Annotated in this window: 23 protein-coding genes; 5 read left to right on the plus strand and 18 right to left on the minus strand. The window is 64.5% G+C overall.

Going from position 1 to position 24,510, the window contains the following annotated elements:
• Positions 1-219 precede the first annotated feature (219 nt).
• Positions 220-597, plus strand: a complete 378-nt coding sequence (locus tag LDZ24_RS12205; protein ID WP_248320614.1) for a DUF883 family protein — start codon at positions 220-222, stop codon at positions 595-597.
• Positions 598-612: 15 nt separating this feature from the next.
• Here LDZ24_RS12205 and ugpQ read toward each other — a convergent pair whose 3' ends face one another.
• The 12 genes from ugpQ to pilM all read right to left on the minus strand — a co-directional run bounded on the left by ugpQ (position 613) and on the right by pilM (position 12,716).
• The gene (gene ugpQ, locus LDZ24_RS12210) at positions 613-1,359 is read right to left on the minus strand and encodes a glycerophosphodiester phosphodiesterase (protein WP_248320615.1); all 747 of its coding nucleotides are present in this window, start codon (positions 1,357-1,359) and stop codon (positions 613-615) included.
• A gap of 11 nt (positions 1,360-1,370) precedes the next feature.
• Positions 1,371-2,456, minus strand: coding sequence for a sn-glycerol-3-phosphate import ATP-binding protein UgpC (locus LDZ24_RS12215; RefSeq protein ID WP_248320616.1), 1,086 nt, complete (start codon positions 2,454-2,456; stop codon positions 1,371-1,373).
• Between the two features lie 18 nt (positions 2,457-2,474).
• The gene (gene ugpE, locus LDZ24_RS12220; protein ID WP_248320617.1) at positions 2,475-3,320 is read right to left on the minus strand and encodes a sn-glycerol-3-phosphate ABC transporter permease UgpE; all 846 of its coding nucleotides are present in this window, start codon (positions 3,318-3,320) and stop codon (positions 2,475-2,477) included.
• The gene (ugpA, locus tag LDZ24_RS12225; RefSeq protein ID WP_175946489.1) at positions 3,317-4,201 is read right to left on the minus strand and encodes a sn-glycerol-3-phosphate ABC transporter permease UgpA; all 885 of its coding nucleotides are present in this window, start codon (positions 4,199-4,201) and stop codon (positions 3,317-3,319) included. Before ugpA ends, ugpE begins: the two co-directional genes overlap by 4 nt.
• A 59-nt stretch (positions 4,202-4,260) precedes the next feature.
• Positions 4,261-5,586 (minus strand): sn-glycerol-3-phosphate ABC transporter substrate-binding protein UgpB, encoded by a 1,326-nt coding sequence (gene ugpB / locus LDZ24_RS12230; RefSeq protein WP_206467133.1) that lies wholly within the window; start codon positions 5,584-5,586, stop codon positions 4,261-4,263.
• Positions 5,587-5,633: 47 nt separating this feature from the next.
• Positions 5,634-6,872: a deoxyguanosinetriphosphate triphosphohydrolase gene (locus tag LDZ24_RS12235; RefSeq protein ID WP_284506554.1), complete on the minus strand. Its 1,239-nt coding sequence runs from the start codon at positions 6,870-6,872 to the stop codon at positions 5,634-5,636.
• A gap of 29 nt (positions 6,873-6,901) precedes the next feature.
• Complete coding sequence (gene aroB, locus LDZ24_RS12240; protein ID WP_248320619.1) at positions 6,902-7,999, minus strand: 3-dehydroquinate synthase; 1,098 nt, start codon at positions 7,997-7,999, stop codon at positions 6,902-6,904.
• On the minus strand, positions 7,999-8,505 hold the full coding sequence (locus tag LDZ24_RS12245; RefSeq protein ID WP_371747419.1) for a shikimate kinase: 507 nt from the start codon (positions 8,503-8,505) through the stop codon (positions 7,999-8,001). Before LDZ24_RS12245 ends, aroB begins: the two co-directional genes overlap by 1 nt.
• A gap of 161 nt (positions 8,506-8,666) precedes the next feature.
• Positions 8,667-10,196, minus strand: coding sequence for a type IV pilus secretin PilQ (locus LDZ24_RS12250; protein WP_248320621.1), 1,530 nt, complete (start codon positions 10,194-10,196; stop codon positions 8,667-8,669).
• Positions 10,193-11,056, minus strand: coding sequence for a type 4a pilus biogenesis protein PilO (pilO, locus tag LDZ24_RS12255; protein ID WP_248320622.1), 864 nt, complete (start codon positions 11,054-11,056; stop codon positions 10,193-10,195). The genes LDZ24_RS12250 and pilO overlap by 4 nt, the downstream gene beginning before the upstream one ends.
• Positions 11,053-11,721 (minus strand): fimbrial assembly family protein, encoded by a 669-nt coding sequence (locus tag LDZ24_RS12260; RefSeq protein WP_248320623.1) that lies wholly within the window; start codon positions 11,719-11,721, stop codon positions 11,053-11,055. The genes pilO and LDZ24_RS12260 overlap by 4 nt, the downstream gene beginning before the upstream one ends.
• A complete protein-coding gene (gene pilM / locus LDZ24_RS12265; RefSeq protein ID WP_248320624.1) occupies positions 11,718-12,716 on the minus strand; it encodes a pilus assembly protein PilM in 999 nt (332 codons plus the stop codon). The genes LDZ24_RS12260 and pilM overlap by 4 nt, the downstream gene beginning before the upstream one ends.
• Positions 12,717-12,967: 251 nt before the next feature.
• On the opposite strand from pilM, the gene LDZ24_RS12270 reads away from it, so the two are divergent.
• A complete protein-coding gene (locus LDZ24_RS12270) occupies positions 12,968-15,379 on the plus strand; it encodes a penicillin-binding protein 1A (RefSeq protein WP_248320625.1) in 2,412 nt (803 codons plus the stop codon).
• A gap of 21 nt (positions 15,380-15,400) precedes the next feature.
• On the opposite strand, the gene cyaY is transcribed toward LDZ24_RS12270, so the two are convergent.
• A complete protein-coding gene (cyaY, locus tag LDZ24_RS12275; RefSeq protein WP_248320626.1) occupies positions 15,401-15,718 on the minus strand; it encodes an iron donor protein CyaY in 318 nt (105 codons plus the stop codon).
• A gap of 35 nt (positions 15,719-15,753) precedes the next feature.
• On the opposite strand from cyaY, the gene LDZ24_RS12280 reads away from it, so the two are divergent.
• Both LDZ24_RS12280 and lysA read left to right on the plus strand, forming a co-directional pair.
• The gene (locus LDZ24_RS12280; RefSeq protein WP_248320627.1) at positions 15,754-16,077 is read left to right on the plus strand and encodes a lipoprotein; all 324 of its coding nucleotides are present in this window, start codon (positions 15,754-15,756) and stop codon (positions 16,075-16,077) included.
• Positions 16,078-16,122: 45 nt separating this feature from the next.
• Positions 16,123-17,385, plus strand: a complete 1,263-nt coding sequence (gene lysA / locus LDZ24_RS12285) for a diaminopimelate decarboxylase (RefSeq protein ID WP_248320628.1) — start codon at positions 16,123-16,125, stop codon at positions 17,383-17,385.
• Between the two features lie 49 nt (positions 17,386-17,434).
• Here the strand turns inward: lysA and msrQ are convergent, their stop codons facing one another.
• From msrQ to LDZ24_RS12310, 5 genes are all read right to left on the minus strand, one after another.
• Positions 17,435-18,103, minus strand: coding sequence for a protein-methionine-sulfoxide reductase heme-binding subunit MsrQ (gene msrQ, locus LDZ24_RS12290; protein ID WP_248320629.1), 669 nt, complete (start codon positions 18,101-18,103; stop codon positions 17,435-17,437).
• Positions 18,104-18,105: 2 nt separating this feature from the next.
• Positions 18,106-19,095: a protein-methionine-sulfoxide reductase catalytic subunit MsrP gene (gene msrP / locus LDZ24_RS12295; RefSeq protein WP_248320630.1), complete on the minus strand. Its 990-nt coding sequence runs from the start codon at positions 19,093-19,095 to the stop codon at positions 18,106-18,108.
• Between the two features lie 127 nt (positions 19,096-19,222).
• The gene (ccsB, locus tag LDZ24_RS12300; RefSeq protein ID WP_248320631.1) at positions 19,223-20,425 is read right to left on the minus strand and encodes a c-type cytochrome biogenesis protein CcsB; all 1,203 of its coding nucleotides are present in this window, start codon (positions 20,423-20,425) and stop codon (positions 19,223-19,225) included.
• Between the two features lie 4 nt (positions 20,426-20,429).
• Complete coding sequence (locus tag LDZ24_RS12305; RefSeq protein ID WP_248320632.1) at positions 20,430-22,673, minus strand: cytochrome c biogenesis protein ResB; 2,244 nt, start codon at positions 22,671-22,673, stop codon at positions 20,430-20,432.
• A 175-nt stretch (positions 22,674-22,848) separates the two neighbouring features.
• A complete protein-coding gene (locus tag LDZ24_RS12310; RefSeq protein WP_248320633.1) occupies positions 22,849-23,511 on the minus strand; it encodes a cytochrome c in 663 nt (220 codons plus the stop codon).
• A gap of 308 nt (positions 23,512-23,819) precedes the next feature.
• Between LDZ24_RS12310 and yihA the strand changes: the two genes are divergently transcribed.
• A complete protein-coding gene (gene yihA, locus LDZ24_RS12315) occupies positions 23,820-24,473 on the plus strand; it encodes a ribosome biogenesis GTP-binding protein YihA/YsxC (RefSeq protein WP_248320634.1) in 654 nt (217 codons plus the stop codon).
• Positions 24,474-24,510 lie beyond the last annotated feature (37 nt).

Here is a 24,510-nt window from a genome sequence, read left to right on the forward strand (position 1 = left end):
CTATGCAGTCCGAACGCCGTCGTGCAGTCAGCATGACGGCGTTTTCTTTTACACGCGCCTTGTAAATGTGACTTGCGCGGCGGCGTGTGCCACGCAGTAATTACGCGTCGACGGCCTGCGCGTCGCGCGCTGGCACCGGCATCCAACTTGCTCAATGGCACTTTCCGCCGCGAAAGCGGAGTGTCATCCATCCACGATTCATCCATCGACGGAGCGATCATGAACGCACTGCCTAACACGCGAGACGCCATCGGAGATTCATGGAACAGCACGAGCCGCCGCGCACGCCGCATGGCGCGCCACGGCCGCGAGGCTGCCGAAGATATCGGCACCGAACTGCGCGCGCTGCTTTCCGAACTCGAAGAGCTCTTGGGCGAAGGCGCATCCGCCGATGCCGCAAGGCTGCGCGCGCGCATCAGCGATCAAGTGGACGCGGCCCGCGCCCGTCTGAACGACTCGCAAGCGGCAGTGCGCGAGCGCGCCGCCGCGGTCATGGACGACGCCGACGCCTACTTGCGCGACCGGCCGTGGCGAACCATCGCGCTGGTCGGCGGTCTCGCGTTGCTCGCGGGCGTGCTGCTGGCGCGCGCCCGCTGAGGCTTCTTTGCCCGGCTAGCTGTCGAGAAAGTCCGCGCCGATGATGTCGATGCGGTCCGTGCAGATCGCATCGACGCCCCATCGCGCGAGCAGGCGCGCCCGCTCGGGATCGTTCACGGTGTAGGCGAGCACGCGCAGGCCCGCGTCGCGGATGTCGCGCACGAGCGTCTCGTCGAGCGAACGATGGTCCGCATGCAGCGAGACGCACGCGAGCGCCGCGGTCTGCTCGCGCCACTCCGCCGGCACGCGCTCGTACAGCACGCCGCGCGGCAGATCGGGCGCGGCGTCGCGCGCGGCTTCCAGCGCCTCGAAAGAAAACGATGACAGCAGCGGCGCGGGCTCGGCGCCATTCCAAAGACGCGCCGCCTCACGCGCGACGAGCTCGCCTGTTTCGACTTCGCGCCCCGGACACGGCTTGATCTCCACGTTCGCCGCGAGATTCAGCGACGCGCATAGCTCGCGCACTTCCGCGAGCGTCGGCATGTGCGCGCCGGCGAATGCCTCGCTGAACCACGACCCGGCGTCGAGCGCGCACAACTGCGCGTAGGTCATCGACTTCGCCGCGCCGTGGCCGTTGGACGTGCGGTCCACGTCGTCGTCATGCAGCAAGAACACGACGTTGTCCGCCGACAGCTTCGCATCGAATTCAATCATCTTCAGGCCGAGACGCGCGCCCGTCCGGATGCCTTCGAGCGTGTTCTCCGGCGCGAGCTTGCCGCCGCCGCGATGCGCGACGATAGCGGGATACGGCCAGATTCTCATCGCGGTTCTCCTCAGTTGGCGCGCAATCCGGTAGCCGGATCGAAAAAGTGCAGTTGCCGCGCCGGCACCGAAACCAGCAGCTTCTCGCCCCGCTGCGGCCGATGCGCATGCGGCAAGCGCGCCGCCACGTCATGCTTGCCCCACTTGCCATGCGCCAGATTGTCCGCGCCGAGCAATTCGGCTGAATCGACGTCGAGCGTGGCGCTAGCCGTTTCGATATAGCCGGGCGTCATGTGTTCCGGGCGAATGCCCATGATCCACTCGCGCCCGCACATCTCGCGCGTCAATCCCTGCGCGCCCGCAACCGGGAGCTTCGGTCCGCCGCGCGCCACTTCGAACACCGAAGCATCTTCCGACAAGCGGCCTTCGAGCAGATTCATCGCGGGCGAACCGATGAAGCTTGCGACGAACACCGACGCGGGACGCTCGTACACGTCCGTCGGCGCGCCGATCTGCTCCGCGCGGCCCTTGTTCATCACGATGACGCGCTGCGCGAGCGTCATGGCTTCGATCTGATCGTGCGTCACATACAGGCTCGTGGTGGCGAGACGCGCATGCAGGCGCTGGATTTCGAGGCGCATTTGCACGCGCAGCTTGGCGTCGAGATTCGAGAGCGGCTCGTCGAAGAGAAAGACGGCCGGCTCGCGAACGATCGCGCGCCCCATTGCCACGCGCTGACGTTGCCCGCCCGACAACTCGCGCGGCTTGCGCGCGAGCAGGTGTTCGAGTTCGAGAATACGCGCGGCATTCGCGACGCGGCTCTCGATGGTCGCGCGGTCCGCGCCGCCGATCTTGAGCGCATACGCCATATTCTGCGCGACGCTCATGTGCGGATAAAGTGCGTAATTCTGAAAGACCATCGCGATATCGCGATCCTTCGGCTCCAGCTTGTTCACCACGCGCCCGCCGATCTCGATCGTGCCTTCCGACACGCTTTCGAGGCCCGCGACCATGCGCAGAAGCGTCGACTTGCCGCAGCCCGAAGGCCCGACCATCACGACGAACTCGCCGTCGTTCACCGCCACGTCGATGCCATGCAGTACGTACTGCTTGCCGTCGTAAGTCTTCTTGACGCCCTGGAGTGTCAGTGCAGCCATTGAACCCGGTTCTCCTTATTATTTTTCCGCATCGACGAGGCCGCGCACGAACCACCGCTGCATCGTCAACACGACCGCGAGCGGCGGCAGCATCGCGAGCAGCGTCGCGCTCATCACGAGATGCCACTCGGTCGCCGTATCGCCCGAGGCGATCATGCTCTTGATGCCGACCACCGCCGTTTGCAGCGACTGCTCGTTGGTGATGAGAATGGGCCAGAGATACTGATTCCAGCCATAGATGAACGTGATGACGAACAGCGCCGCGATGTTCGTCTTCGAAAGCGGCAGCACCACGTCCCAGAAGAAGCGCAGCGGCCCCGCGCCGTCGATGCGCGCCGCTTCCATCAGTTCGTCGGGCAGCGTCATGAAGAACTGGCGGAACAGGAACGTGGCCGTCGCCGAGGCGATGAGCGGCAGCGTGAGCCCCGCATACGTGTTCGCGAGATGCATCGACGAAACGACCTGCACCGTCGGGAAGATGCGCACTTCGACTGGCAGCATCAGCGTGACGAAGATCAGCCAGAACGCGAGGTTCTTCAATGGAAAGCGGAAGAACACGATGGCATACGCCGAGATGATGGACACCGCGATCTTGCCGATGGAGATGACGAGCGCCATCACGAGACTGTTGACGAGCATGCGCCCGAAAGGCGCGGCGGCGTTGCCGCTGCCGTGCGTCCAGATGTGGGCGACGTTCTCGAACAGATGCGTGCTCGGGATGAGCGAAAGCGGCACGGTGAAGACTTCCTTCGCGTTCATCGAGGCCGCGCAGAACGCGACGTAGACCGGAAACACGACCAGCGCGACGCCGAGTATCAGCACCGCATGACAGAAGATATCGAAGCTGCGGCGATTCTCGATCATGAATATTGCACCCTGCGTTCGACGAAGCGGAACTGCACGATGGTCAGCGCCACGACGATCACCATCAGCACGACGGACTGCGCGCCCGAACTGCCGATGTCGAGGCCCTGAAACCCTTCCGCGAAGATCTTGTAGATGAGCGTCTTGGTCGATTGCGCGGGGCCGCCGCCGGTCGCGGCGTCGATCACGGGGAAGGTATCGAAGAACGCGTACACCAGATTGACGACGAGCAGGAAGAAGGTCGTCGGCGAAAGGAGCGGCAGCGCAATGCCGAAGAAACGTCGCACGGGACCGGCGCCGTCGATGGCGGCGGCTTCGATCAGCGATTGCGGGATCGCCTGAAGCCCGGCGTAGAAGAACAGGAAGTTGTAGCTGACCTGCTTCCACACGGACGCGAGCACGACGAGAAACATCGCCTGCGTGCCATTGAGCGCGTGATTCCAGACGATGCCCTCTTTGGCGAGCGCATACGTCACGAGGCCGATGCTCGGATTGAACAGAAACGACCACAGCACCGCAGCGATGGCGGGCGCGACCGCATACGGCCAGATGAGCAGCGTTTGATACGCCTTTGCGCCGCGCGTCACGCGATCCGCGCAGGCGGCGAGCACGAGCGATATCACGAGGCCCGACACGGTGACGAGCGCGCAGAAAATCATCGTCGTACTGAACGACGAAAGATAGAGCGGGTCAGCGAAAAGCTGCCGGAAGTTCGCGAAGCCCACAAATTCGCTCGATGTGCCGAATGCGTCCTGACTTTGCGTGGCCTGCCAGAGCGCCTCGCCCGCCGGCCACAGAAAGAAGAGCGCGGTAATGGCGAGCTGCGGCGCGACCAGCAGATACGGCAAGACGCTCGCGTCGAAACGAGACCGTTTTTCCATTGACATGTCCTTAAGCGCGCCCGCGCGAGTCGCGGGCGCTTAAGCGTCGAGCGTCTCGTTCAGCCGCCGCTCTTTTCGAAGCGGCGCAGAAGTTCGTCGCCGCGCTGAACGGAAGAATCGAGCGCCTGCTGCGGCGTCTTCTTGCCGGCCCAGACCTGCTCCAGTTCCTCATCGACGACCGTGCGGATCTGCGGCATGTTGCCGAGGCGCAAGCCCTTCGTGTAGGCAAGCGGCGGCTTGTTCAACATCTGCTTGATGGCGATGTCCGCGCCGGGGTTCTTGTCGTAGAAGCCCTGCTTCTGCGTGAGTTCGTAGGCGGCAGTCGTCACCGGCAGATAACCCGTGTCCTGATGCCACTTCGCCGCCACCTTCGGCGACGACAGATACGCGAGGAACTTCGCGACGCCCTTGTACACCGCCGGGTCCTTGCCCGAGAGCACCCACAGACTCGCGCCGCCGATGATCGCGTTCTGCGGCGCGCCCTTCACGCTTGCGTCGTACGGCATCATGCCGACGCCGTACTCGAACTTCGCATACTTCTGGATGGTCGCCCGCGATCCCGACGAGTTCGTGATGATCCCGCAGTCGCCGCTATAGAACTTCGAGACGGGTTCGTCTTTGCGGCCGACATACGTGAACGTGCCGTCCTTCGCCATGTTCTGAAGGAACTGGATGTGCGCGACCTGTAGCGGCTTGTTGAATTCGAGCGTGGCGTCGAGGCCATCGAAGCCGTTGTTCTTGGATGCGAATGGCGCGGCGTGCCACGCGCTGTAGTTCTCGAGATGAATCCAGCTCTGCCAGCCCGACGAATACCCGCACGAGTAGCCTGCGGCCTTCAGCTTTTTCGCATCGGCTTCGACATCGGCCCAGGTCTTCGGCGGCTGGTTCGGATCGAGGCCCGCCTTCTTGAACGCGTCCTTGTTGTAGTAGAGGACCGGCGTGGAACTGTTGAACGGCATCGAGATCAGATGCCCGGTCTTCGCGTCGCTGTAGTAGCCGGAGATGGTCGGCACGAACGCTTTCTCGTCGAGCGGAACGCCCGCCTGCTTGAAGACGTCGTAGACCGGAAGCACGGCCTTCTTCGCCTGCATCATCGTCGCGGTGCCGACTTCATAGACTTGCAGGATCGCGGGCGCATTGCCGCTGCGATACGCCGCGATGCCCGCCGCGAGCGTCTGGTCATACGTGCCCTTGAATACCGGCACGATCTTGTAATCGCTCTGCGATGCATTGAAGTCGTTCGCGATGTCGTTCACGCGCTCGCCGAGGGCGGCTTCCATCGCGTGCCAGAATTGGATTTCCGTCGCGGCCTGAGCCGCCGTGCTAGCGCCGAAAGCCAGAATGGCCGCGGCCGAGAGGGAACGGAACGAGGGCATGCATCGCATCGAGTGAGTCTCCGGTTGTCGAACGTCTGCGCGTGAATCGCGCGATGTTAGTTGTTGTCGATGACAAACAGGCGTTGATATTCTTTTAGCGCGTACCGATCCGTCATGCCCGCGATGTAATGCGCGATGAGCCGCGCCTGCGTGCTGTTGTGACTGGGCGCGGCGGGATCGTTCGCCGACTCTTCCGCTGCCGCAATGCGCGCCTGATACGCCGGCGGCAGAAGGCGCGGATCGTCGGTGAAGGCGTCGAAGAGACCGGTCACGACGCGCCTTGCCTTATTGGCCATGCGCATGACGCGATAATGCCGGTAGAGGTTCTTGAACAGAAAACGCTTCAGCGTGGCGGCTTGCGCGGCGACTTCGTCGCTATGGGCGACGAGCGGCGGCGCATTGCGCACGTCCTCGAGCGAGGCGGGCGCGGCGCGCGCGAGATTGCGGCTCGTGGCTTCGATCAGATCGACGATCAGCGTGTTGATGATCCGCCGAATGGTCTCGTGGATCAGCCTGCGCCCTTCGATGGCGGGAAACTCCGCGCGAGCCGCTTCGAAATGCGTGTGCCACAAGCTCACTTCCGCGAGCTGGTCGAGCGTGATGAGGCCGGAGCGCAGGCCATCGTCCACGTCGTGATTGTTGTATGCGATTTCATCGGCGACATTCGCGATCTGTGCTTCGAGCGAAGGCTGTTTGCCCGTGAGGAACCGCTCGCCGAGATCACCGAGTTGCCGCGCATTCTCGCGCGAGCAATGCTTGAGAATGCCTTCGCGCGTTTCGAAGCACAGGTTCAGGCCATTGAACGCGCCGTAGTGCTCTTCGAGTTGATCCACGACCGCGAGGCTCTGCAGATTGTGTTCAAAGCCGCCGTGATCGCGCATGCATTCGTTGAGCGCGTCCTGGCCGGCGTGACCGAACGGCGTATGGCCGAGGTCGTGCGCGAGCGAAATCGCTTCGACCAGATCTTCGTTGAGCCGCAGATTGCGCGCGACCGACCGCGCGATCTGCGCGACTTCCAGACTATGCGTGAGACGCGTGCGAAAGAGATCGCCTTCGTGATTGACGAAGACCTGCGTCTTGTATTCGAGCCGTCGAAAGGCGGTCGAATGCACGATACGGTCGCGGTCGCGCTGAAACTCCGTGCGTGCGGCGGGCGGCGGCTCCGCATGCCGGCGCCCGCGCGACAACGCCGACCGCGCCGCGTACGGCGCGAGATGCGCTTCCAGCGCAAGCGACGAAGGCACTCCAAATTCAGCTTCTGTTTCGCTCACCGGCGGCTCCGCTTCGTCGTGCATCGTCGTGGTCCCGGCTGATGCCCGATTGGTCAGACGCTGGCAGCGAGCGTCTCGCGCACGGCCTGATCGGGCGCGCCGGTGATTTCCGTCGCGCCGAAGCGGGTCAGCAGAATGAATTTGATCTCGCCGGCTTCGGCTTTCTTGTCGACCTTCATCAGGTCGATGTAACGGTCGTCGCCGAGCTTCGGCGCGCGGACGGGCAGCTTCGCCGCTTCGATCACGCGCACGAGCCGCTTGCGCGCGGCGTCGTCGAGCCTGCCGAGGCGCACGGAAAGATCCGCCGCCATCACCATGCCGCAGCCGACGGCCTCGCCGTGCAGCCATTCGCCGTAGCCGAGGCCGGCTTCGATCGCGTGGCCGAACGTGTGACCGAAATTGAGGATGGCGCGCTGTCCGCCCTCGCGCTCGTCCGACGCCACCACCGAAGCCTTGATCTCGCACGACCGCTTGACGGCGTGGGCGAGCGCCCGCTCGTCGCGGTCGTTCAAAGCGCCGATGTTCGCTTCGATCCAGTCGAAGAATTCGGCGTCGGCGATTGCGCCCGTCTTGATGACTTCCGCGATGCCCGCCGCCAGTTCGCGCTCGGGCAGCGTATGCAGCGCGCCGATATCCGCGATGACCGCTTGCGGCTGATAAAACGCGCCGATCATGTTCTTGCCGAGCGGATGATTGATGCCGGTCTTGCCGCCCACCGACGAATCTACTTGCGCCAGCAGCGTGGTCGGCACCTGAATGAACGGCACGCCGCGCATGTAGCATGCCGCCGCGAAGCCGGTCATGTCGCCGACGACGCCGCCGCCCAACGCGATCAGCGTGGTCTTGCGGTCGGCGCGATTCGACAGCAACGCGTCAAAGATGGTGTTGAGCGTTTCCCAGTTCTTGTGGGCTTCGCCGTCGGGCAGAACCACCGTCGTCACCTTCTTGCCGAGCGGTTCGAGCGCGGCGCGCAAGGTGTCGCCATAGATCGGATCGACCGTGGAATTGCTGACGATCGCGACCGACGAACCCTTGATATGCGGCGCGAAAAGCTCGGTGCGGCCGATCAGACCCGCGCCGATATGAATGGGATAGGCGCGCTCGCCCAGTTCGACGTTGACGGTGATCGTTGGGGTAATCATGGCGGACATTATGACTCAGCCGACTTGATGACGCCGGCCACCTCCAGTTGCATCAGGACCATGTTGACGAGCGCGTTGACGGTCGGCCGGCCGGTTTCCACGACGAAGTGCGCGCACTCGTGATAGAGCGGGTCGCGTGTTCGGAAGAGCGTTTCGAGCTTGCCGCGCGGGTCGTCGGTCTGCAGAAGCGGCCGGTTTTTGTCGCGGCGCGTGCGCTGCCACAAATCGTGCGGATTGGCGCGCAAATAGATGACGATGCCGCGATTCTTCAGATGTTCCCGGTTCTCGGGCCGCAGCACCGCGCCGCCGCCCGTTGCGAGCACGATGCCGCTCTTTCGCGACAGCTCGTCGATGACATTGGCTTCGCGCTGACGAAACCCGCTCTCGCCTTCCAGTTCCCAGATCACCGGAATACGCGCGCCCGTGCGCGCCTCGATTTCCAGGTCCGAGTCGATGAAATCGCGCTGCAAACGGCGCGCAACCGCGCGGCCCACGGTGGTTTTACCCGCCCCCATGAGTCCGACGAAAAAAATGTTCGCGTTCGCGTGCCCTTCCTGCAACGTCAATCCTTTACGGTATCGAATTTGTTCGTGCGGCAGCTTAAGGGCAAACCGCCCGCTTTGTCGAGTCGCGCCCGCCGCGCCGATTTGCCCCGCACCCGGCCATCTGCGAGCCCCTATCCGTCCGACGCAATTACATGCGGCGTGATCAGGATGACGAGCTCGCTGTGCGACCTGCGACGCCCGTCGTGACGAAAAAGCCAGCCGATGAGCGGCAGCCTCATCAGTCCCGGCACGCCCGTCACGTCCTCGCGGTCGTCGTCCGAATAGATGCCGCCGATCGCCACGGTGCCGCCATCCTCCACTTCGACGCGCGTCTGCACGTGCTTCGTGTTGATGGCGGGCCCCGACACCGTCTGGTCGCCGACGCTGTCCTTAGCCACATCCAGATCCAGCACGACATGACCGTGCGGCGTGATCTGCGGCTCGACCTCCAGTTTGAGCGCAGCGCGGCGAAACTGCACGCCGGAGACGCCATTGCCGACTTTCGCCTGATACGGCAGCTCCGTGCCTTGCTCGACGATGGCCTTCGCGCGGTCCGCCGTCACCACGCGCGGGCGCGAAACGACCTGCCCGCGCCCTTCGGCCTCCAGCGCGCTCAGCTGGATATCCAGCAGCCGCGTGGCTTGCGCGGCGAAGAGCGTGAGGCCCGCCGTCGCCGCGTCGAAGCCATTGAGAGGCTGCGCCGACAGATCGTATACCACGCCGTCCTTGCCGCCCGCGATGCCGCGCGCCGCATCGCCCGTCGGCGCGACGCCCAGTTTCACCCCGAGATTGCGCGACAACCCTGTCTCGCCCTCCACGATCCGCGCTTCGATCATGACTTGCGGCGTCGGTTTGTCGATCGAGGCGATCAGATCGGCGATTTGCTGCACGCGTGCGTCGAGGTCGGTGACGAAGAGCAGGTTGGTGCGGGCATCGGCCATCGCGGAACCGCGCTTGGACAGCACGCGCTGCGTGCCGGAGCCGGTGAGCAGCTTGCGAACGTCTTCGGCGCGCGGATAGCGCAGCAGGAACGTGCGGCTCGCGAGCGGTTCGAGATCGGCGGCGCGCGCATGCGCTTCGTATCGCAGCTTCTCGCGGGCGGCGAGCTCGGCGAGCGGCGCGACCCAGATCACGTTGCCGTGCTGCTCCATGGCAAGCCCGTTGACGTCGAGGAGCGTATCGAACGCGCGCCGCCACGGCACTGCGGCCAGGTTGATCGACACCTGACCGCGCACCTTTTCGCTCGCGATGATGTTGAGCCCGGTGAAGCGCGCGAAGCTCTGCAGCGCGGCGCTCAGGTCCGCGTTCTTGAGGTCGAGCGTGATCGGCTTGCCGTCGTCGGCGGGCCGTGCGTTATTCGATGCGCTCAGCCGTTGCAGCTTCGGCAGCGGCACCGGCGGGCCTTCGAGCGGCTCGTCGGCGGTGGCGGCTGGCTGCGCGGACGTGGCCGCAGGCGGCGACGGCACGATCACGGGCGACGCCGACGCGGCCGGCACGCTCGTATCGATGGCGAACTGGTCGGTCGGCAAGTTATCGAACGATGCGGGCAGCGGCGGCAACGGCGCAACCGGGGCATCGCCAATTTCCGCTGCGTTCACCGCGCCTGCGACGACGAGCGCAGCGACGCCGATCGCGCGGAGGATCGAAACGGCCGCGCTCACTTGCCATCCTCCGCAAAGGTCAACTTGCGCAACGCGCCTTCGCCGCTCACGAGTTCGATGACACGCGGCTGCACGCGCTGGAGCCGCTCATCGCCGATTGCCTGGCCCGGCTCGACATGCTCGACGCTCTTGGCGCTCTGCACGAGCGCCATCGCGCGATGCCGTCCGACGAGCGTGCCGACGAGCAGCATGCCCGCGCCGCGCGAAAAGCCGGCGGCGCTGTCCTTCGCGAAAGGATCGACGATAAACGCATCCATGCGCGGCGGCTCGGCGAGCGGCACGGCGGGCAATGTGTCGTGGATGCGCAGCGTCGCGTCGAGGGTCAGCGCGCCCGCCTGCCGCCGAATCTGAACCGCCTCGGGCACGACCAGGCGCGGCAGTCCCGAAAGCGCCTCCAGAAAGCGTCGGATCTCGGGAAACGCGCCTTCCGCGCGAATCGTCAATGCGCGTTCGGAGGGCGCCGGCGCCGGTTTCGGCACGCCGCTTTTCGATGCTTGCGGATCGATCTCGGTCACGCGCAGCCCGTTCTGGGCGGCGAGCGCGGCGACGGCGTGCAGCGCATCGCTGGCGGTCCAGTTTTCGGGCTTCATCGCGCTGGCCGCCACGCGCGTTCGCAGATCGGGCAGTTCGGCAGCCACGCGCCCTGCGTCGTCCAGCTTGCGCTGCGTCGCGGCGAGCGCGGCGCGGCTCGCATCGCGCTGACTCAAGCCGGCGTTCCGCCAGCCTTGCAGAGCCAGCGCGAATACGACGAATGCAAGCGTCACCGCCGTGATCGCGGTCCTGCGTTTCGACCACTGGTCGAGCGGCTGAAGAATCGGCTGGCGCAGGCGCGTGGGGAAATTCATGCTTATCGTGCTCATCGGGTCCTCCTCGTGATCGACGCTTTCGTGCTCGCCGGTATCGGCTTGCCGGCCGCCGGCGCATAGCGCACGAGCGCCGTGAACTCGTAACGGTCGGTAGCGGGCGCAACGGGCGAAGCGTGCGCGACGGCTTCGCGCCTGCCCGGCGACACGGTTTCGGCGCGCCGCTTCATCTCTACGACTTCCACCGATTGCACGCCGCGCAGCCCTTCCAGACGCTTGAGCCAGCGCGCCGCCGTCTGCGAGTCGGGCGCGAGCGCCGCCAGTTCCACTTCTTCCGCGCGTTGCGAGACGCGTTGCAGCGCGACGTCGTTCGAAGCCGGTCCGTCCGCGAGCGCATCGAGAAGCGCGAGAAAGCGATCGCGCGGGGCAGCGAGCGGCTGCGCGGCCTCGCGCGCGCGACGCCGTTCGCCTTCGACGCGCAGCAGCCGCGCGTGCTCGTCGATTTGCGCGCTCGATGCGCGCAGCTTCGCTTCGAGCGCAATGCGGCGGTGGTCGAGACGCGCCCGCTCGAACGCGTCCCAGCCGACGACCCCGCCGACCGCCGCGCATCCCGCCAGTCCGGCAGCAGCGAGAATCGCGATCCGCTGACGCCGCACCGAGCGACGTTTCAGCGCTCGATGTGGAAGCAGGTTGAATCCTTCGACAATGGCGGCGCTCGTCATTGCAGCACCTCGCGCAGTGCGAGACCGAAGGCCACCGCGAAGACCGGCGAATGTTTCAGCGCGCCCGCGATTTCGGATGCGCCGTGGCAATACGGCGCGGACTCGAACGGCAGCGCCGGACAGCCGAAGACCTCGGTCAACGCCTCGAGGGAAAGCCCGGCCTGTTTCAGCAACTGCTCTTGCCCGCCCACGAAGATGCCGCCGAGCGGCGCGGCGCCCGCCAGATCGCGCAGCGCGTCCAGGGCGCTGCCGTACTCCGGCGCCGGATAGAGCAAATCGCGCTCGACATCGCCCGCGTTCACGAGCCAACCGTGCAAGCCCCCGCCTTCGAGCCAGCACGCCACGTAGCGCGCCTCGGAACCCAGCTCGGTTCTGCCGGAATGGCGCATCGCGCGCAGCGCGGCGGCGGGCTCGCCGTCGATGGCGCACAACGCGATGCCCGCCGCCGCCGCCGTTTCCACGCGTGCCTCGACGTGCTGACGCGCCGTCGCGGAAATGGCGACGTCCGGCTCGCCGCCCTCGCGCGATCTCACTGACCAGTCGACCGCCAGCGCGCTGCGCTCGATGCCCGACACGCGCTCGGCTTCGGCGAGCACCGCAGGTTCGAGCAGTCCGCACGGGTCCGCGCCGAGGGTCGCCATGTCGGGCTCGCGCAATTCGATCAGGCGCGCGAGCGGCACGCGCGTGGTGTGCGTCGCGGACGCCGGCAGTCCCATGGCGCAACGCAGCGCTCGCCACGCGCCGTTCTGCGGCAGGCGCGCGACCACTTCTCGCAGCGCGGCGACGACGGCGGCACGGTCGATGAAGTCGCTGCCCACCACCGCGCCCGGCGCGAGCGGCACTTTATCCAGATGCTCGACGCACACCGTCGAGTCCCTTTTCAGACGCCGGCTCAACACGGCGATACGCACCGCGTCCTCGCTCACGTCGATGCCCGCCGCGAACCGGCGCGTGACCGTCAGCATCGTGCCGCGCAAGGCATGTTCGTTTCTCATGACCACTCCTTCTCTTACTCGCGCTCCGAACCGTTCGTGCGCATGCAATAAAGGAATTGTCGGGACGGCGGCGCACGGCGAACATTCGGCCGAATGGCTAACGCGTGCGGTGGCAGGATGTTTTGCCGGGCTATCGCGGGTATTGTTGGAGTTGGAAAAGCCAGCGCGATGCATCGGTCAGGTGTCTGGAGTCCCTAGGAAAAACCCGAAACCCGGACGGCTATAATCGCGGGACTGTTTTTGGTGGTGCTATGCAATCCTCTTCCCCGACCAATCCGCCTGCCACGCCGCCCGAACGGCCCAAGAAGGCATCACGCCCCTGGTACACACGGCTGTTTCTCGGTTTTCTCGTCAGCGTTTTCGCGCTGATCGTCTGTGCTGGACTGGTGCTGGGCTATGCGCTCGTCGTCGCGATGCCAAACCTGCCGTCGCTCGAAGCACTCACCGACTATCGTCCGAAGGTGCCGCTGCGCATCTATACGGCGGATCACGTGCTGATCGGCGAATTCGGCGAAGAGCGCCGCAGCGTCGTGCGCATTCGGGACGTGCCCGATCATCTGAAAAAGGCCGTGCTCGCCATCGAGGACGCGCGTTTCTATGACCACGGCGGCGTCGACCTGACGGGCATTCTGCGCGCGGGCAGCGTCGCGCTGACGAACGGCCACGCATCGCAGGGCGCGAGCACGATCACCATGCAGGTCGCGCGCAACTTCTTCCTGTCGAGCGAGAAGACCTATACGCGCAAGATTTACGAAATGCTGCTCGCGTACAAGATCGAGCGCGCGTTGACGAAAGATCAGATTCTCGAGGTGTACATGAATCAGATCTATCTCGGGCAGCGCGCCTACGGGTTCGCGAGCGCGGCGCGCGTCTATTTCGGCAAGGATCTCAAGGACATCACGCTCGCGGAAGCCGCCATGCTCGCCGGTCTGCCGAAAGCGCCGTCGGCGTATAACCCGGTGGTCAATCCGAAGCGCGCGAAAGTGCGCCAGGAGTACATCCTTCAGCGCATGCGCGAACTCGGCTTCATCACCGAGGACGAGTACGAAAAAGCGGCCAAGCAGCCGCTCGTCGTGAAGGGCCAGGGGCGCGAGTTCAGCGTCCACGCCGAATACGTCGCGGAAATGGTGCGCCAGATGATGTACGCGCAGTATCGCGAGGAAGCGTACACGCGCGGCCTCAACGTCGTGACGACGATCGATTCCGCCGATCAGGACGCCGCGTACCACGCCGTGCGCAAAGGGTTGATGGACTACGAGCGGCGTCACGGCTATCGCGGGCCGGAAGGTTTCATCGATCTGCCGTCGAACGCGGACGACCGCGAACAGGCTATCGACGACGCGCTCGCCGAGCATCCGGACAACGGCGAGATCGTCGCGGCCGTGGTGACGGCGGCGAGCACGAAGGAAGTCAAGGCTAGCTTCATCGACGGTAACGTGGCCACCGTGAGCGGCAGCAATCTGCGCTTCGTCGCGAACGCGCTTTCGCCGCGCGCGCAGCCGAACCAGCGCATTCGTCCGGGCGCCATCGTGCGGCTCGTGAAGAACGACGACGGCGACTGGACCATCACGCAACTGCCCCAAGTGGAAGGCGCGCTCATTTCGATGGTGCCGCAGGACGGCGCGATTCGCGCGCTCGTCGGCGGATTCGACTTCAACAAGAACAAGTTCAACCACGTCACGCAGGCATGGCGTCAGCCGGGTTCGAGCTTCAAGCCGTTCATTTACTCGGCGTCGCTGGAGAAGGGCTTGTCGCCGGCGACGATCATCAACGACGGACCGCTCTTCTTCAGCGCCGCGGAAACCGGCGGCCAGGCGTGGGAGCCGAAGAACTACGGCGGCGGCTTCGACGGCCCGATGACCATGCGCACCGCGCTACAGAAGTCGAAGAACATGGTGTCGATCCGCATTCTGAACACCATCGGCACGAAGTACGGACAGCAGTACATCACGCGCTTCGGCTTCGACGCCGACCGCCATCCCGCCTATCTGCCGATGGCGCTCGGCGCAGGTCTCGTCACGCCGCTGCAAATGGCGGCGGGCTACGCGGTGTTCGCGAACGGCGGATATCGCGTGAATCCGTATCTGATTGCCGATATCACCGATCCGTACGGCGCGGTCGTGTCGCATCCGCAACCGCTCGTCGCGCAGCAGACCGCGCCGCTCGCCATCACGCCGCGCAACGCGTATGTGATGAACAGCCTGCTTCAAAGCGTCGCGCAGCACGGCACGGCCGCGAAGACGAATCAGCTCAAGCGTAGTGATCTGGCCGGGAAGACCGGCACGACCAACGATTCGCGCGACGCGTGGTTCGCCGGCTATCAGCGTTCGCTCGTGGCCATCGCGTGGGTCGGCTACGACAATCCGCGCAGCCTCGGCGACAAGGAAACCGGCGGCGGGCTCGCGCTGCCGGTCTGGATGGACTACATGAGCCGCGCGCTGCAAGGCGTGCCCGAGTACAAGCCGCTGATGCCGCCCGACGTGAAATCGCTCGGCGGCGAGCTGTACTACGACGACATGACGCCGGGCCACGGCTTCATCGCGACCATCGGCGTCAGTCAGGCGCCGCCGCAGGAAGGCGGCGTGTCGGGCGTGACCGCGCCCGCGCCGGATGTCGGCGAGCAGGAAAAGCAGGACATCATGAATCTGTTCAAGGGGCAATGAGCGTTGCGCGCCCCGCGCCGGTCACGCTTTGAAGCTGACCGGCTCGCCTGCCTGCGTGGTGGAATGCTGCGAAAGCGCCGCGAAAAACTCGCTGTTGTCGCGGGTATCGCGCCACTGGCCGTCGACGTACTTGTAGTGGAATCCGCCCGCCTTCGCCGCGAGCCAGATCTCGTGCTTGGGCGGCTGGAGGTTCACGATCACCTTCGTCCGGTTCTCGAATTCGAGCGTCAACACGTTGCCGCTTCGCTCGAATTCGATATCGGCTTCAGCCTCGTCGACGGACCGCTCGATCGCCGTCAGCACGGCCTCCGCCAAGGTCAGGTATTCCTGGTCTGTCATGCTAAACTCCATCGATTCTATGTACAGGGACGGTCATGCGAGCTGTTTTCAGGATGAGCGCGATTGTAGCGGCTGTCAGCGTTTGTGCCGCGACCACGCTCACGCTCGGCGGTTGCGGGCAACGCGGTCCGCTTTATCTCCCCGTCGTGCCTCCCATGCCGCAGCGCCCTGAGAACCTTCAGGATACGCCGCCTTCCGACGTAACTCCCAGCGACGAAACCGCGTCGCGCGCCGGCAAGACCGGAGCGAACGCGGCAGGCGACGTGCCCGACACGTCCGGCGCACCCCTTTCGCTCGCTCCCGAGACCAGCCTGAAATCGACGCCCACAGCGCCGAAAGCCGCGTCGTCGGCCGAGTGACCGGCAAGCTCTTCGCGCACCGCGCATCTTCCATTCCAAGCACGCATGAGTGATTCCGCATTCCATTATGTCGACGGCGTGCTGCACGCCGAAGGCGTCTCCACCGCGTCGCTCGCGCAGCAGTTCGGCACGCCGCTCTACGTCTATTCCCGCGATGCCTTGACGCGCGCCTATCGTGCTTACGCCGATGCGTGCGCCGGACGCCGCGCGGTCGTGCACGTCGCCGTGAAGGCCAACAGCAATCTCGCGGTGCTCAACGTGTTCGCGCGCATGGGCGCGGGCTTCGACATCGTGTCGTCGGGCGAACTGGCGCGCGTGCTCGCAGCGGGCGGCAAGGCGGAGAACACGGTGTTTTCGGGCGTCGGGAAGTCGGCGGCGGAGATGCGCGAGGCGCTGGAAGCGGGCGTCAAGTGCTTCAACGTCGAGTCGATTCCCGAGCTGCACGCGCTCAACGAAGTGGCGAAGTCGCTCGGCAAGCACGCGCCGGTTTCGTTGCGCGTGAACCCGGACGTGGACGCGAAGACGCATCCGTACATTTCCACGGGCCTCAAATCGAACAAGTTCGGCGTGGCGTTCAGCGACGCGCGCGCGACGTATCGCGAGGCGCACGCGATGCCTAATCTCGATGTCGTCGGCATCGACTGCCATATCGGCTCGCAGATCACCGAGATCAGCCCGTATCTCGACGCGCTCGACAAGTTGCTCGATCTCGTCGAGCAGATCGAGTCGGACGGCATGTCCATTCGTCATGTGGACGTCGGCGGCGGTCTCGGCATCACTTACGACGACGAGACGCCGCCCGATATCGGCGATTTCGTGCGCGCGCTGCTCGCGCATATCGAAAAGCGCGGCCACGGTCAGCGCGAAGTGTATTTCGAGCCGGGGCGCTCGCTCGTCGGTAATGCGGGCGTGCTGCTCACGCGCGTCGAGTATCTGAAACCGGGCGAGGAGAAGAGCTTCGCCATCGTGGATGCCGCGATGAACGACCTCGCGCGCCCCGCGATGTACGAGGCGTTTCATCGCATCGTGCCGGTCGTGGAGCGCGAAACACCCGCGCACAAGTACGACGTGGTCGGCCCCGTCTGCGAAAGCGGCGACTGGCTCGGGCGCGATCGCGATCTGGCTGTCGAGCCGGGCGACTTGCTCGCCATCTGCTCGGCCGGCGCGTACGGCTTCGTGATGAGCTCGAACTACAACACGCGCCCGCGCGCTGCCGAAATCATGGTCGACGGGGAGCGCGCGCGCCTCGTGCGCCAACGCGAAGAGGTACGGCAGTTGTTCGCCGGCGAGTCGATCCTGCCGGACTGACGCTCGCTCGAACTCACACCGAAAAAGCGATGCCGAGGCATCGCTTTTTTTATGCGCGCGTCGCGGCTTTCGACTTCAGCCACACAACCAGACGCCAGCCGAGCAGCGCAATCACGATCGCGCCGTAGATCTTCGGCAGTATCAGATCGTGCTTGCCCGCCTTCATCCACCAGAAATGCAGGATGGCGAGCGCGGCGATGCCATAGATCGCGCGATGCAGCGTCTGCCAGCGGCGGCCGAGCTTGCGCACCATCGCTCTGGGCGATGTGACGGCGAGCGGAATCAGCAACACGAACGCCGCGAATCCGACTGTGATGAACGGCCGTTTGCCGATGTCCTTCAGAATCTCGGCGACGTCGAACCACTTGTCGAACCAGAAGTACGTCGTGATATGCAGCGCGGCGTAAAAGAACGCATAGAGCCCGATCATGCGGCGAAAGCGCACGAGCGCGGTCACGCCGGTCAGGCGTCTCGCGGGCGTGATCGCGAGCGTGATGCACACGAAGACGAGCGTCCAGAGCCCGGTCGAGCGCGTGATGAACTCGATGGGGTTCGCGCCCAGCCCGCCATGCACGCCCGTCACGCCGAGCAGCACGAGGCGCGCGAGCGGATACAGCGCGGCAATGAACACCGCGACCTTGGCAGGCACGATCCAGCGCGGCCCCGTCTGCGCGCGCGCCCGCGGCTGCGCCGTCTTGATATCGGTTGCAGTCGGCATGGTCAGAAGTTCTTCTTGAGGTCCATGCCCTGATACAGCGACGCCACCTGATCGCCGTAGCCGTTGAACATCAGCGTCTTGCGTTTGGGCGTGAAAAATCCGTCCTCGCCGATGCGCCGCTCCGTCGCCTGACTCCAGCGCGGGTGGTCCACGTTCGGATTCACGTTCGAATAGAAGCCGTATTCGTTCGGGGCGTAGGTGTTCCAGCTCGTCGGCGGCTGCTTTTCCACGAAGCGGATCTTGACCAGCGACTTCGCGCTCTTGAAGCCGTACTTCCACGGCACGACGATACGCACCGGCGCGCCGTTCTGGTTCGGCAGCACTTCGCCGTAAAGGCCGACAGTCAGGAGCGTGAGCGGGTTCATCGCTTCATCCATGCGCAGGCCTTCGGAATACGGCCAGTCGAGGATCGGCGTGGAGAGACCCGGCATCTGCGAACGGTCCGCGAGCGTGATGAACTGCACGTACTTCGCGTTGCCCGTCGGCTCCGCGCGCTTGATCAGCTCGGACAGCGATACGCCGATCCACGGAATGACCATCGACCAGCCTTCGACGCATCGCAGCCGGTAGACGCGCTCTTCCAGCGGCGCGAGCTTCAGGATCTCGTCAATGTCGTAGACCTTCGGATTCTTGATCTCGCCTTCCACCGACACTTTCCACGGCCTCGGACGCAGCGTGCCCGCGTGCTCGGCCGGATCGCCCTTGTCGGTGCCGAACTCGTAGAAGTTGTTGTACGTGGTGACGTCTTTAAGCGGCGTCGGCTTGTCGAGCGCGACGAACTTCGCGTTGGTCTTCGCGGCGAGCTTCTGCCCCTTCGCATCGGGCGAAGTCAGCGTCGCTTGGGCGAGACTGCTCGCGCCCGCGAGCCCCGTGGCCGCGAGCGCGGCCAACGAACGCAGCGCGCGGCGGCGGTTTTCGAACACGTCGCGCGGCGTGATCTCGTGACTGGGGATGTCGTCGCCATAAAGCACGCCATTACGTTTGATCCACATGGAGCCGACTCCTTTGCTTTCGCGATACACAGGCAAACAGCAGAACCAGCGCCCGTATTCCACGCCGAAACGAAAAAAACCGCCAGCGCGACGCATGGCGGTTTCTCCTTTTTCTATGCCGGCCGGCTCACAGCTTGCCGTAACTGTGCAAGCCCGACAGGAACATGTTCACGCCGAGGAACGCGAACGTCGTCACGATCAGACCCGTCAGCGCCCACCACGCCGCCGCCGCGCCGCGCAAGCCCTTCATCAGCCGCATATGCAGCCACGCCGCGTAGTTCAGCCAGACGATCAGCGCCCACGTTTCCTTCGGGTCCCAGCTCCAGTAGCCGCCCCACGCTTCCGCCGCCCAGAGCGCGCCGAGAATCGTCGCGATGGTGAAGAACGCGAAACCGACCGCGATCGACTTGTACATGACGTCGTCGAGCACTTCGAGCGACGGCAGGCGATCCGCCAGCACGCCGCGCTGCTTGGCGAGATACGCGACCGACACCATCGCGGATAGCGCGAAACTGCCGTAACCGATGAAGTTCGCCGGCACGTGAATCTTCATCCACCAGCTTTGCAGCGCAGGCACGAGCGGCTGAATCTGCTGCGCGTCGCGCGCAATCGAATACCACATCAGGAAGCCGACGGCCGCGCTGATCACGAGCAGCACAAACGCGCCCATTTGCCGCGTCGCGTAATGCTGTTCGTAGTAGAGATAGAACAGCGACGTGATGAGGCAGAACAGCACGAAGACTTCGTACAGATTCGAAATGGGAATGTGGCCGACGTCGCTGCCGATCATGTACGACTCGTACCAGCGCACCATCATGCCGGTGAAGCCCATCAGCACCGCGACCCACGTCATGCGGGAACCGATCGCGCCGCCCGTCTGCGACCGCGTGACGAGCCCGATCCAGTAGAACAGCGTCGCGAGAACGAAGAGCGCGCTCATCCACAGAATCGCGGACTGGCTCGACAGGAAGTACTTGAGGAAGAAATTGGTGTCAGCGCGCGTCAGATCGTGCTGGTAAAGTTGAATCGACAGCAGCGACATGACCGCGATCAGCGCGATCAGCAAGCGCACCGGCTTCCAGCGCCAGCCGAGCACGACGAAGGTCGGCACCGCGCCGACCAGCACCGCCGTGTCGTACACGTCCATGTACGCGTGATAGCGGTTGAGCGCGAAACCCGCGCCCGCGACCATCGCGAGGGCGAACAGCCAATCGAGCGCGCCGAGCCTGCGGAAGAACGGACGGTCGTCGAACACGGCGACATCGGGAAGGCTCGATGCCGGACGTTCCGTCTTGGCGGAGGCGTGGGAGGAAGTCTGTGTGAGGTCCATGATCTTACCGTGATGAAACTTCCGAGCTCGCGGCTTCGGATTGCGATTGCGGCGCGGCGGACGCCGGCGCATTCTGAGCGGTCGGCGGCGCGGCCGGGTCGATCGGCGAAGCGCCCAGCGTCGCGCCGACCGACGCCCGCGTGCGCTCGAATTCCTTCTCGAAATCCAGCGTCCGGCGTGCGGTGGACATGGCCATCAGCACGCTCGCGCCGCCCTGCTCTGAATCTTTGAGCCAGAACCAGAGCCGGCGTTCACGAACATAGAACATCGAGAAGATGCCGACGACCAGCAGAAGGCTGCCAAGATACACCACTTTTTTACCCGGCGCGCGCGTCAACTGGAATACCGAGGCTTGCACCTGCTTGAACGAATCCAGTTGCAGAAAGACGGGAGAACCGTACAGAAAGCTGTCAGAAAGCGCGTTGATGGATGCCTGAACGAACGCCGTGCTCTTTTCGTCGATCTTCGCGTCCGGCTCGCCGTTCTGCTCGCGCGACATTTGCCAAACGTCCCACATCGCGCCTTCCAGCATGCGCATCAGCAGGCCCGCGGCTTTTTCCTGCTCGCCCTTCGGCACGGATTTGTCGATAAATGCGGCGATGCTCTGGAAACCGCCGTTCATCTGACCATTCGCGCTCGTCGCGCCGTTTGCGTCCGCGCCGGCGAACAGGTTCAGCACGCGCAACGCGCTTTCTTCGAGATGCTTCTGCAACTCGGCGTTCTCCTGCGGCACCGAGCGCATGGCGAATCGGTGAGCAGCCGCGGCGCGGGTCGCGGGCGTTTGCAGCGCAGCGCGCAAGTTCATCCACTGCTTGACGGAGCCTTGCTCGTCGGCAGGAATGCGCAGATAGCGGAACGGATCGTTCGGGCTCACGCGCATGCCGGCGAGGAACATTCGCTGACCGCCGACATCCACCGGCAGCATGTAGTTGCTGTATTCGCGCGCCTGGCCGTCCGTGCCTCGCACCTTGTACTGCACCGACGGGCCGATATTGCGCAGGTCCGTCGGCCGCGATGTCTTCGCGCCGGAACCGAGGCGCTCGTCGAACGCGTCGCGCAGTGTTTCCTTCTTGCCGACGCCGCGCGCGTCAGGCGCGCCGCTGCCGTCCGTCATGTTCTCGACGTTGATCGCGCGGAAATCCGTGAATTCGACCGTTTCGCCCTGCGCGCCCGCGAACTGCGATGCAACCGGCGAGGTGCCGCCGATCGTCCCGTTGAACGGCGCGGTCTTGGCGCTGCCGCCCGTCATCGGCCAGGCGGTCATTTCGAGTTTAGAGCCGCCGTCCTGAAAGCTCGATTGATAAATCGACACGCCGTCGTACGTGAACGGCTTGTTCACCTCGACACGCGCCGGAATGCGCTTGCCCGTCTTGTGATCGATCACGACGATATCGCTCGCGAAGAGCTTCGGCATGCCGGTCGAGTAGTAATCGACGATGAACTTGTCGAGCTGAATGGAGAACGGCAGGTCTTGAATGATCGAGCCGTCCTGCTGATTCAGAATGGCCGTGCCGACGTACTGCCCTTCCGGCACCCACGCGTAGCCGCGAAACGTCGGATTCGACGTGGAAAGGCGATGCTCGGCGGGAATGTCGTTGATGACCGCGTTCGTGGCGACCGGCGTCTTGTTGAAGAGCCACATCTGCAGCTTGATCGGCAGATTGCTGTCGAGCAGCCCGCCAATGCAGATCACGACGATCGCGAGGTGCGCCGAGATATAGCCGAGCTTCGTGAGCGCGCCGCGCTTGCCGGCGATCAGCGTCGCACCCGTGTCGGTCTCGCGCCGGACGAAGCGATAGCCCATCTTCGCGCTGAGGCGTTCGAGCGCCGCGGCAGTTTGAGCGCGGTCCGCGCCGACCACGAACTCGCCCTTGTGATGGAACGCGCGCAGACTGCCCTCGTGCACGCGATCCTTCCAGTTCTTGATATCCGCGACCATCTTCGGGCCATTGCGCACGACGCACAGCGACACCGAAATCACGAGAAACACGAGAATCAGCATGAACCACCACGCGCTGTACACGTTGTAGAGGCTCAGGCCGCGGAAGATGTCCGCCCAGAACGGGCCGAACTGGTTGACGTAGTTGGGATACGGGTCTTCCTGCGTCAGCACCGTGCCGATGATGCTCGCGATCGCCAGCACGACCAGCAAGGCGATGGCAAAGCGCATCGAACTCACGAGCTCGACGAAATGCTTCATGGCGCGACGGCTCGACTTCGACTGCAATCCCGATGTGGTGATGCTCATTCAAACTCCGGCTGACAGCAAAAAAGGGTGGAGACGTAAGCGGTCTGACCGACCGACGTCCCACCCTTTTTCTTGTTTTCGCGCCCGCCTCTGTGGGCCGGCTTCGTGCGTAGTATGGGCGATTCCCCGCGTTCTTGCTCTTCGCCGGGAACCGCTGGACGCTCTCGTGCTGCGTTTAATGCAATCCGGCGACGTAATCCGCTACCGCTTTCATTTCCGCTTCGTTCAGGCGCGACGCGATGGCGTGCATCGGTTCGCTGTTGTTGCGCGTGCCCTGGGCGAAGGCATTGAGCTGCGCGACGGTGTAATCGCCCCACTGCCACGACAGCCGCGGATACTGCACCGGAATGCCCATGCCCGTTGCGCCGTGGCACGCGGCGCACGCCGGCACGCCTTTGTCGGCAATCCCGCCGCGATAGATCTTCTGGCCGAGCGCGACGTCGGTCTTGTCGCGAGCGTAATTCGGCTTGATCTGCTGAGACGCGAAGTACGCCGCCACGTTCACCATGTCCTGATCCGACAGCGCCCCGGCGATGCCCGTCATGATCGGATTGTTGCGCGCCGGCGCCTTTGCGCCCGGCTGCGTCTTGTAATCCTTCAACTGCTTGACGATGTAGTCGGCGTGCTGCCCTGCGAGCTTGGGAAACGCGGCGCCGGCGCTGTTGCCGTCCGCCGCGTGACACGCCGCGCAAACCTGGGTCGCGATGGCCTGCCCCCTTGCCGCATCCGGCTTGGCCGGCTGGGCCGCCTCCGCCGCATTCACTGAAACCGATACCGCCAATCCACCGAGAGCCGCCGCTGCCTGAAGCACCACCAGAGACCTGTACAGTCGGTTCATTCGCGTACCCTGTTTTTCGTCTTGTGAGAATGTTAGGTTCTGCAAAAAACGACGGCAGCCGGACATGGCCGCAAGTACCCGAACGAAAGGGCTCAAAAGATGCCCTGAAACTGTCTCGCTCCTTTATGGGTGACGCCTGCAGCCTGGGTCTTGCGCCCATGCGGGTCTTTAAAAATCCGTCGTATTGTACAATAACCCGCTACACGCAAAGACGCCAGTCGGGGCATGCCCAGTATCGCCGGGGTTCTCTAGGCTTCGAGTCGACGCCTCTCTCTCGCGCTCTTTCGCGCTCTCTTGTCCTCCCGCCAATGCCATTTCTGCTCCATCAAGCCCGCTTCTTCACCACGGTCAATCACCTGCGCGACCTTCCGCCGACGCCGCAGCCGGAAATCGCATTCGCGGGTCGCTCGAACGCCGGAAAGTCGACGGCGATCAACGTGCTCTGCAATCAGAAACGTCTCGCGTTCGCCAGTAAGACGCCGGGACGCACGCAGCACATCAACTACTTCTCGGTCGGGCCGGAAGCCGCGCCGGTCGGACACCTGGTCGACTTGCCCGGCTATGGCTACGCCGAAGTGCCCGGCGCGGCGAAGGCGCATTGGCAGCAGTTGCTCTCGACCTACCTTCAGAGCCGCGCGCAACTACGCGGCATGATTCTGATGATGGATTCGCGCCGTCCGCTGACGGAACTCGACCGCATCATGGTCGACTGGTTCGCGCCGACCGGCAAGCCGATCCACGCGCTCCTCACGAAGTGCGACAAATTGACGCGACAAGAGATGACCAACGCGCTGCGCGCGACGCAGAAGTCGTTTGGTGAATACAAGGCGGCGGGGTATCGCGGGGAGTTGAGCGTGCAGTTGTTTTCCGCGCTCAAGCGCACGGGCCTCGAAGAGGCGCACGAACTGATCGAAAGCTGGCTGCTGCCGGCCGAAGCGGCATCCGAAGACGCGGCCGAGTGATCTCGTAGTGGCAGCGGAGTTGCGAGCGGGATAAAAA

This window comes from Caballeronia sp. Sq4a, assembly GCF_023170545.1.
Classification (GTDB): Bacteria; Pseudomonadota; Gammaproteobacteria; order Burkholderiales; family Burkholderiaceae; genus Caballeronia.

Bases quoted from the DNA above. Each gene is read 5' to 3' on its own strand.
- LDZ24_RS12205 (WP_248320614.1), top strand. From the start codon at position 220: ATGAACGCACTGCCTAACACGCGAGACGCCATCGGAGATTCATGGAAC.
- ugpQ (WP_248320615.1), bottom strand. From the start codon at position 1,359: ATGAGAATCTGGCCGTATCCCGCTATCGTCGCGCATCGCGGCGGCGGC.
- LDZ24_RS12215 (WP_248320616.1), bottom strand. From the start codon at position 2,456: ATGGCTGCACTGACACTCCAGGGCGTCAAGAAGACTTACGACGGCAAG.
- ugpE (WP_248320617.1), bottom strand. From the start codon at position 3,320: ATGATCGAGAATCGCCGCAGCTTCGATATCTTCTGTCATGCGGTGCTG.
- ugpA (WP_175946489.1), bottom strand. From the start codon at position 4,201: ATGGAAAAACGGTCTCGTTTCGACGCGAGCGTCTTGCCGTATCTGCTG.
- ugpB (WP_206467133.1), bottom strand. From the start codon at position 5,586: ATGCGATGCATGCCCTCGTTCCGTTCCCTCTCGGCCGCGGCCATTCTG.
- LDZ24_RS12235 (WP_284506554.1), bottom strand. From the start codon at position 6,872: ATGCACGACGAAGCGGAGCCGCCGGTGAGCGAAACAGAAGCTGAATTT.
- aroB (WP_248320619.1), bottom strand. From the start codon at position 7,999: ATGTCCGCCATGATTACCCCAACGATCACCGTCAACGTCGAACTGGGC.
- LDZ24_RS12245 (WP_371747419.1), bottom strand. From the start codon at position 8,505: ATGGGGGCGGGTAAAACCACCGTGGGCCGCGCGGTTGCGCGCCGTTTG.
- pilO (WP_248320622.1), bottom strand. From the start codon at position 11,056: ATGAGCACGATAAGCATGAATTTCCCCACGCGCCTGCGCCAGCCGATT.
- LDZ24_RS12260 (WP_248320623.1), bottom strand. From the start codon at position 11,721: ATGACGAGCGCCGCCATTGTCGAAGGATTCAACCTGCTTCCACATCGA.
- pilM (WP_248320624.1), bottom strand. From the start codon at position 12,716: ATGAGAAACGAACATGCCTTGCGCGGCACGATGCTGACGGTCACGCGC.
- LDZ24_RS12270 (WP_248320625.1), top strand. From the start codon at position 12,968: ATGCAATCCTCTTCCCCGACCAATCCGCCTGCCACGCCGCCCGAACGG.
- cyaY (WP_248320626.1), bottom strand. From the start codon at position 15,718: ATGACAGACCAGGAATACCTGACCTTGGCGGAGGCCGTGCTGACGGCG.
- LDZ24_RS12280 (WP_248320627.1), top strand. From the start codon at position 15,754: ATGCGAGCTGTTTTCAGGATGAGCGCGATTGTAGCGGCTGTCAGCGTT.
- lysA (WP_248320628.1), top strand. From the start codon at position 16,123: ATGAGTGATTCCGCATTCCATTATGTCGACGGCGTGCTGCACGCCGAA.
- msrQ (WP_248320629.1), bottom strand. From the start codon at position 18,103: ATGCCGACTGCAACCGATATCAAGACGGCGCAGCCGCGGGCGCGCGCG.
- msrP (WP_248320630.1), bottom strand. From the start codon at position 19,095: ATGTGGATCAAACGTAATGGCGTGCTTTATGGCGACGACATCCCCAGT.
- ccsB (WP_248320631.1), bottom strand. From the start codon at position 20,425: ATGGACCTCACACAGACTTCCTCCCACGCCTCCGCCAAGACGGAACGT.
- LDZ24_RS12305 (WP_248320632.1), bottom strand. From the start codon at position 22,673: ATGAGCATCACCACATCGGGATTGCAGTCGAAGTCGAGCCGTCGCGCC.
- LDZ24_RS12310 (WP_248320633.1), bottom strand. From the start codon at position 23,511: ATGAACCGACTGTACAGGTCTCTGGTGGTGCTTCAGGCAGCGGCGGCT.
- yihA (WP_248320634.1), top strand. From the start codon at position 23,820: ATGCCATTTCTGCTCCATCAAGCCCGCTTCTTCACCACGGTCAATCAC.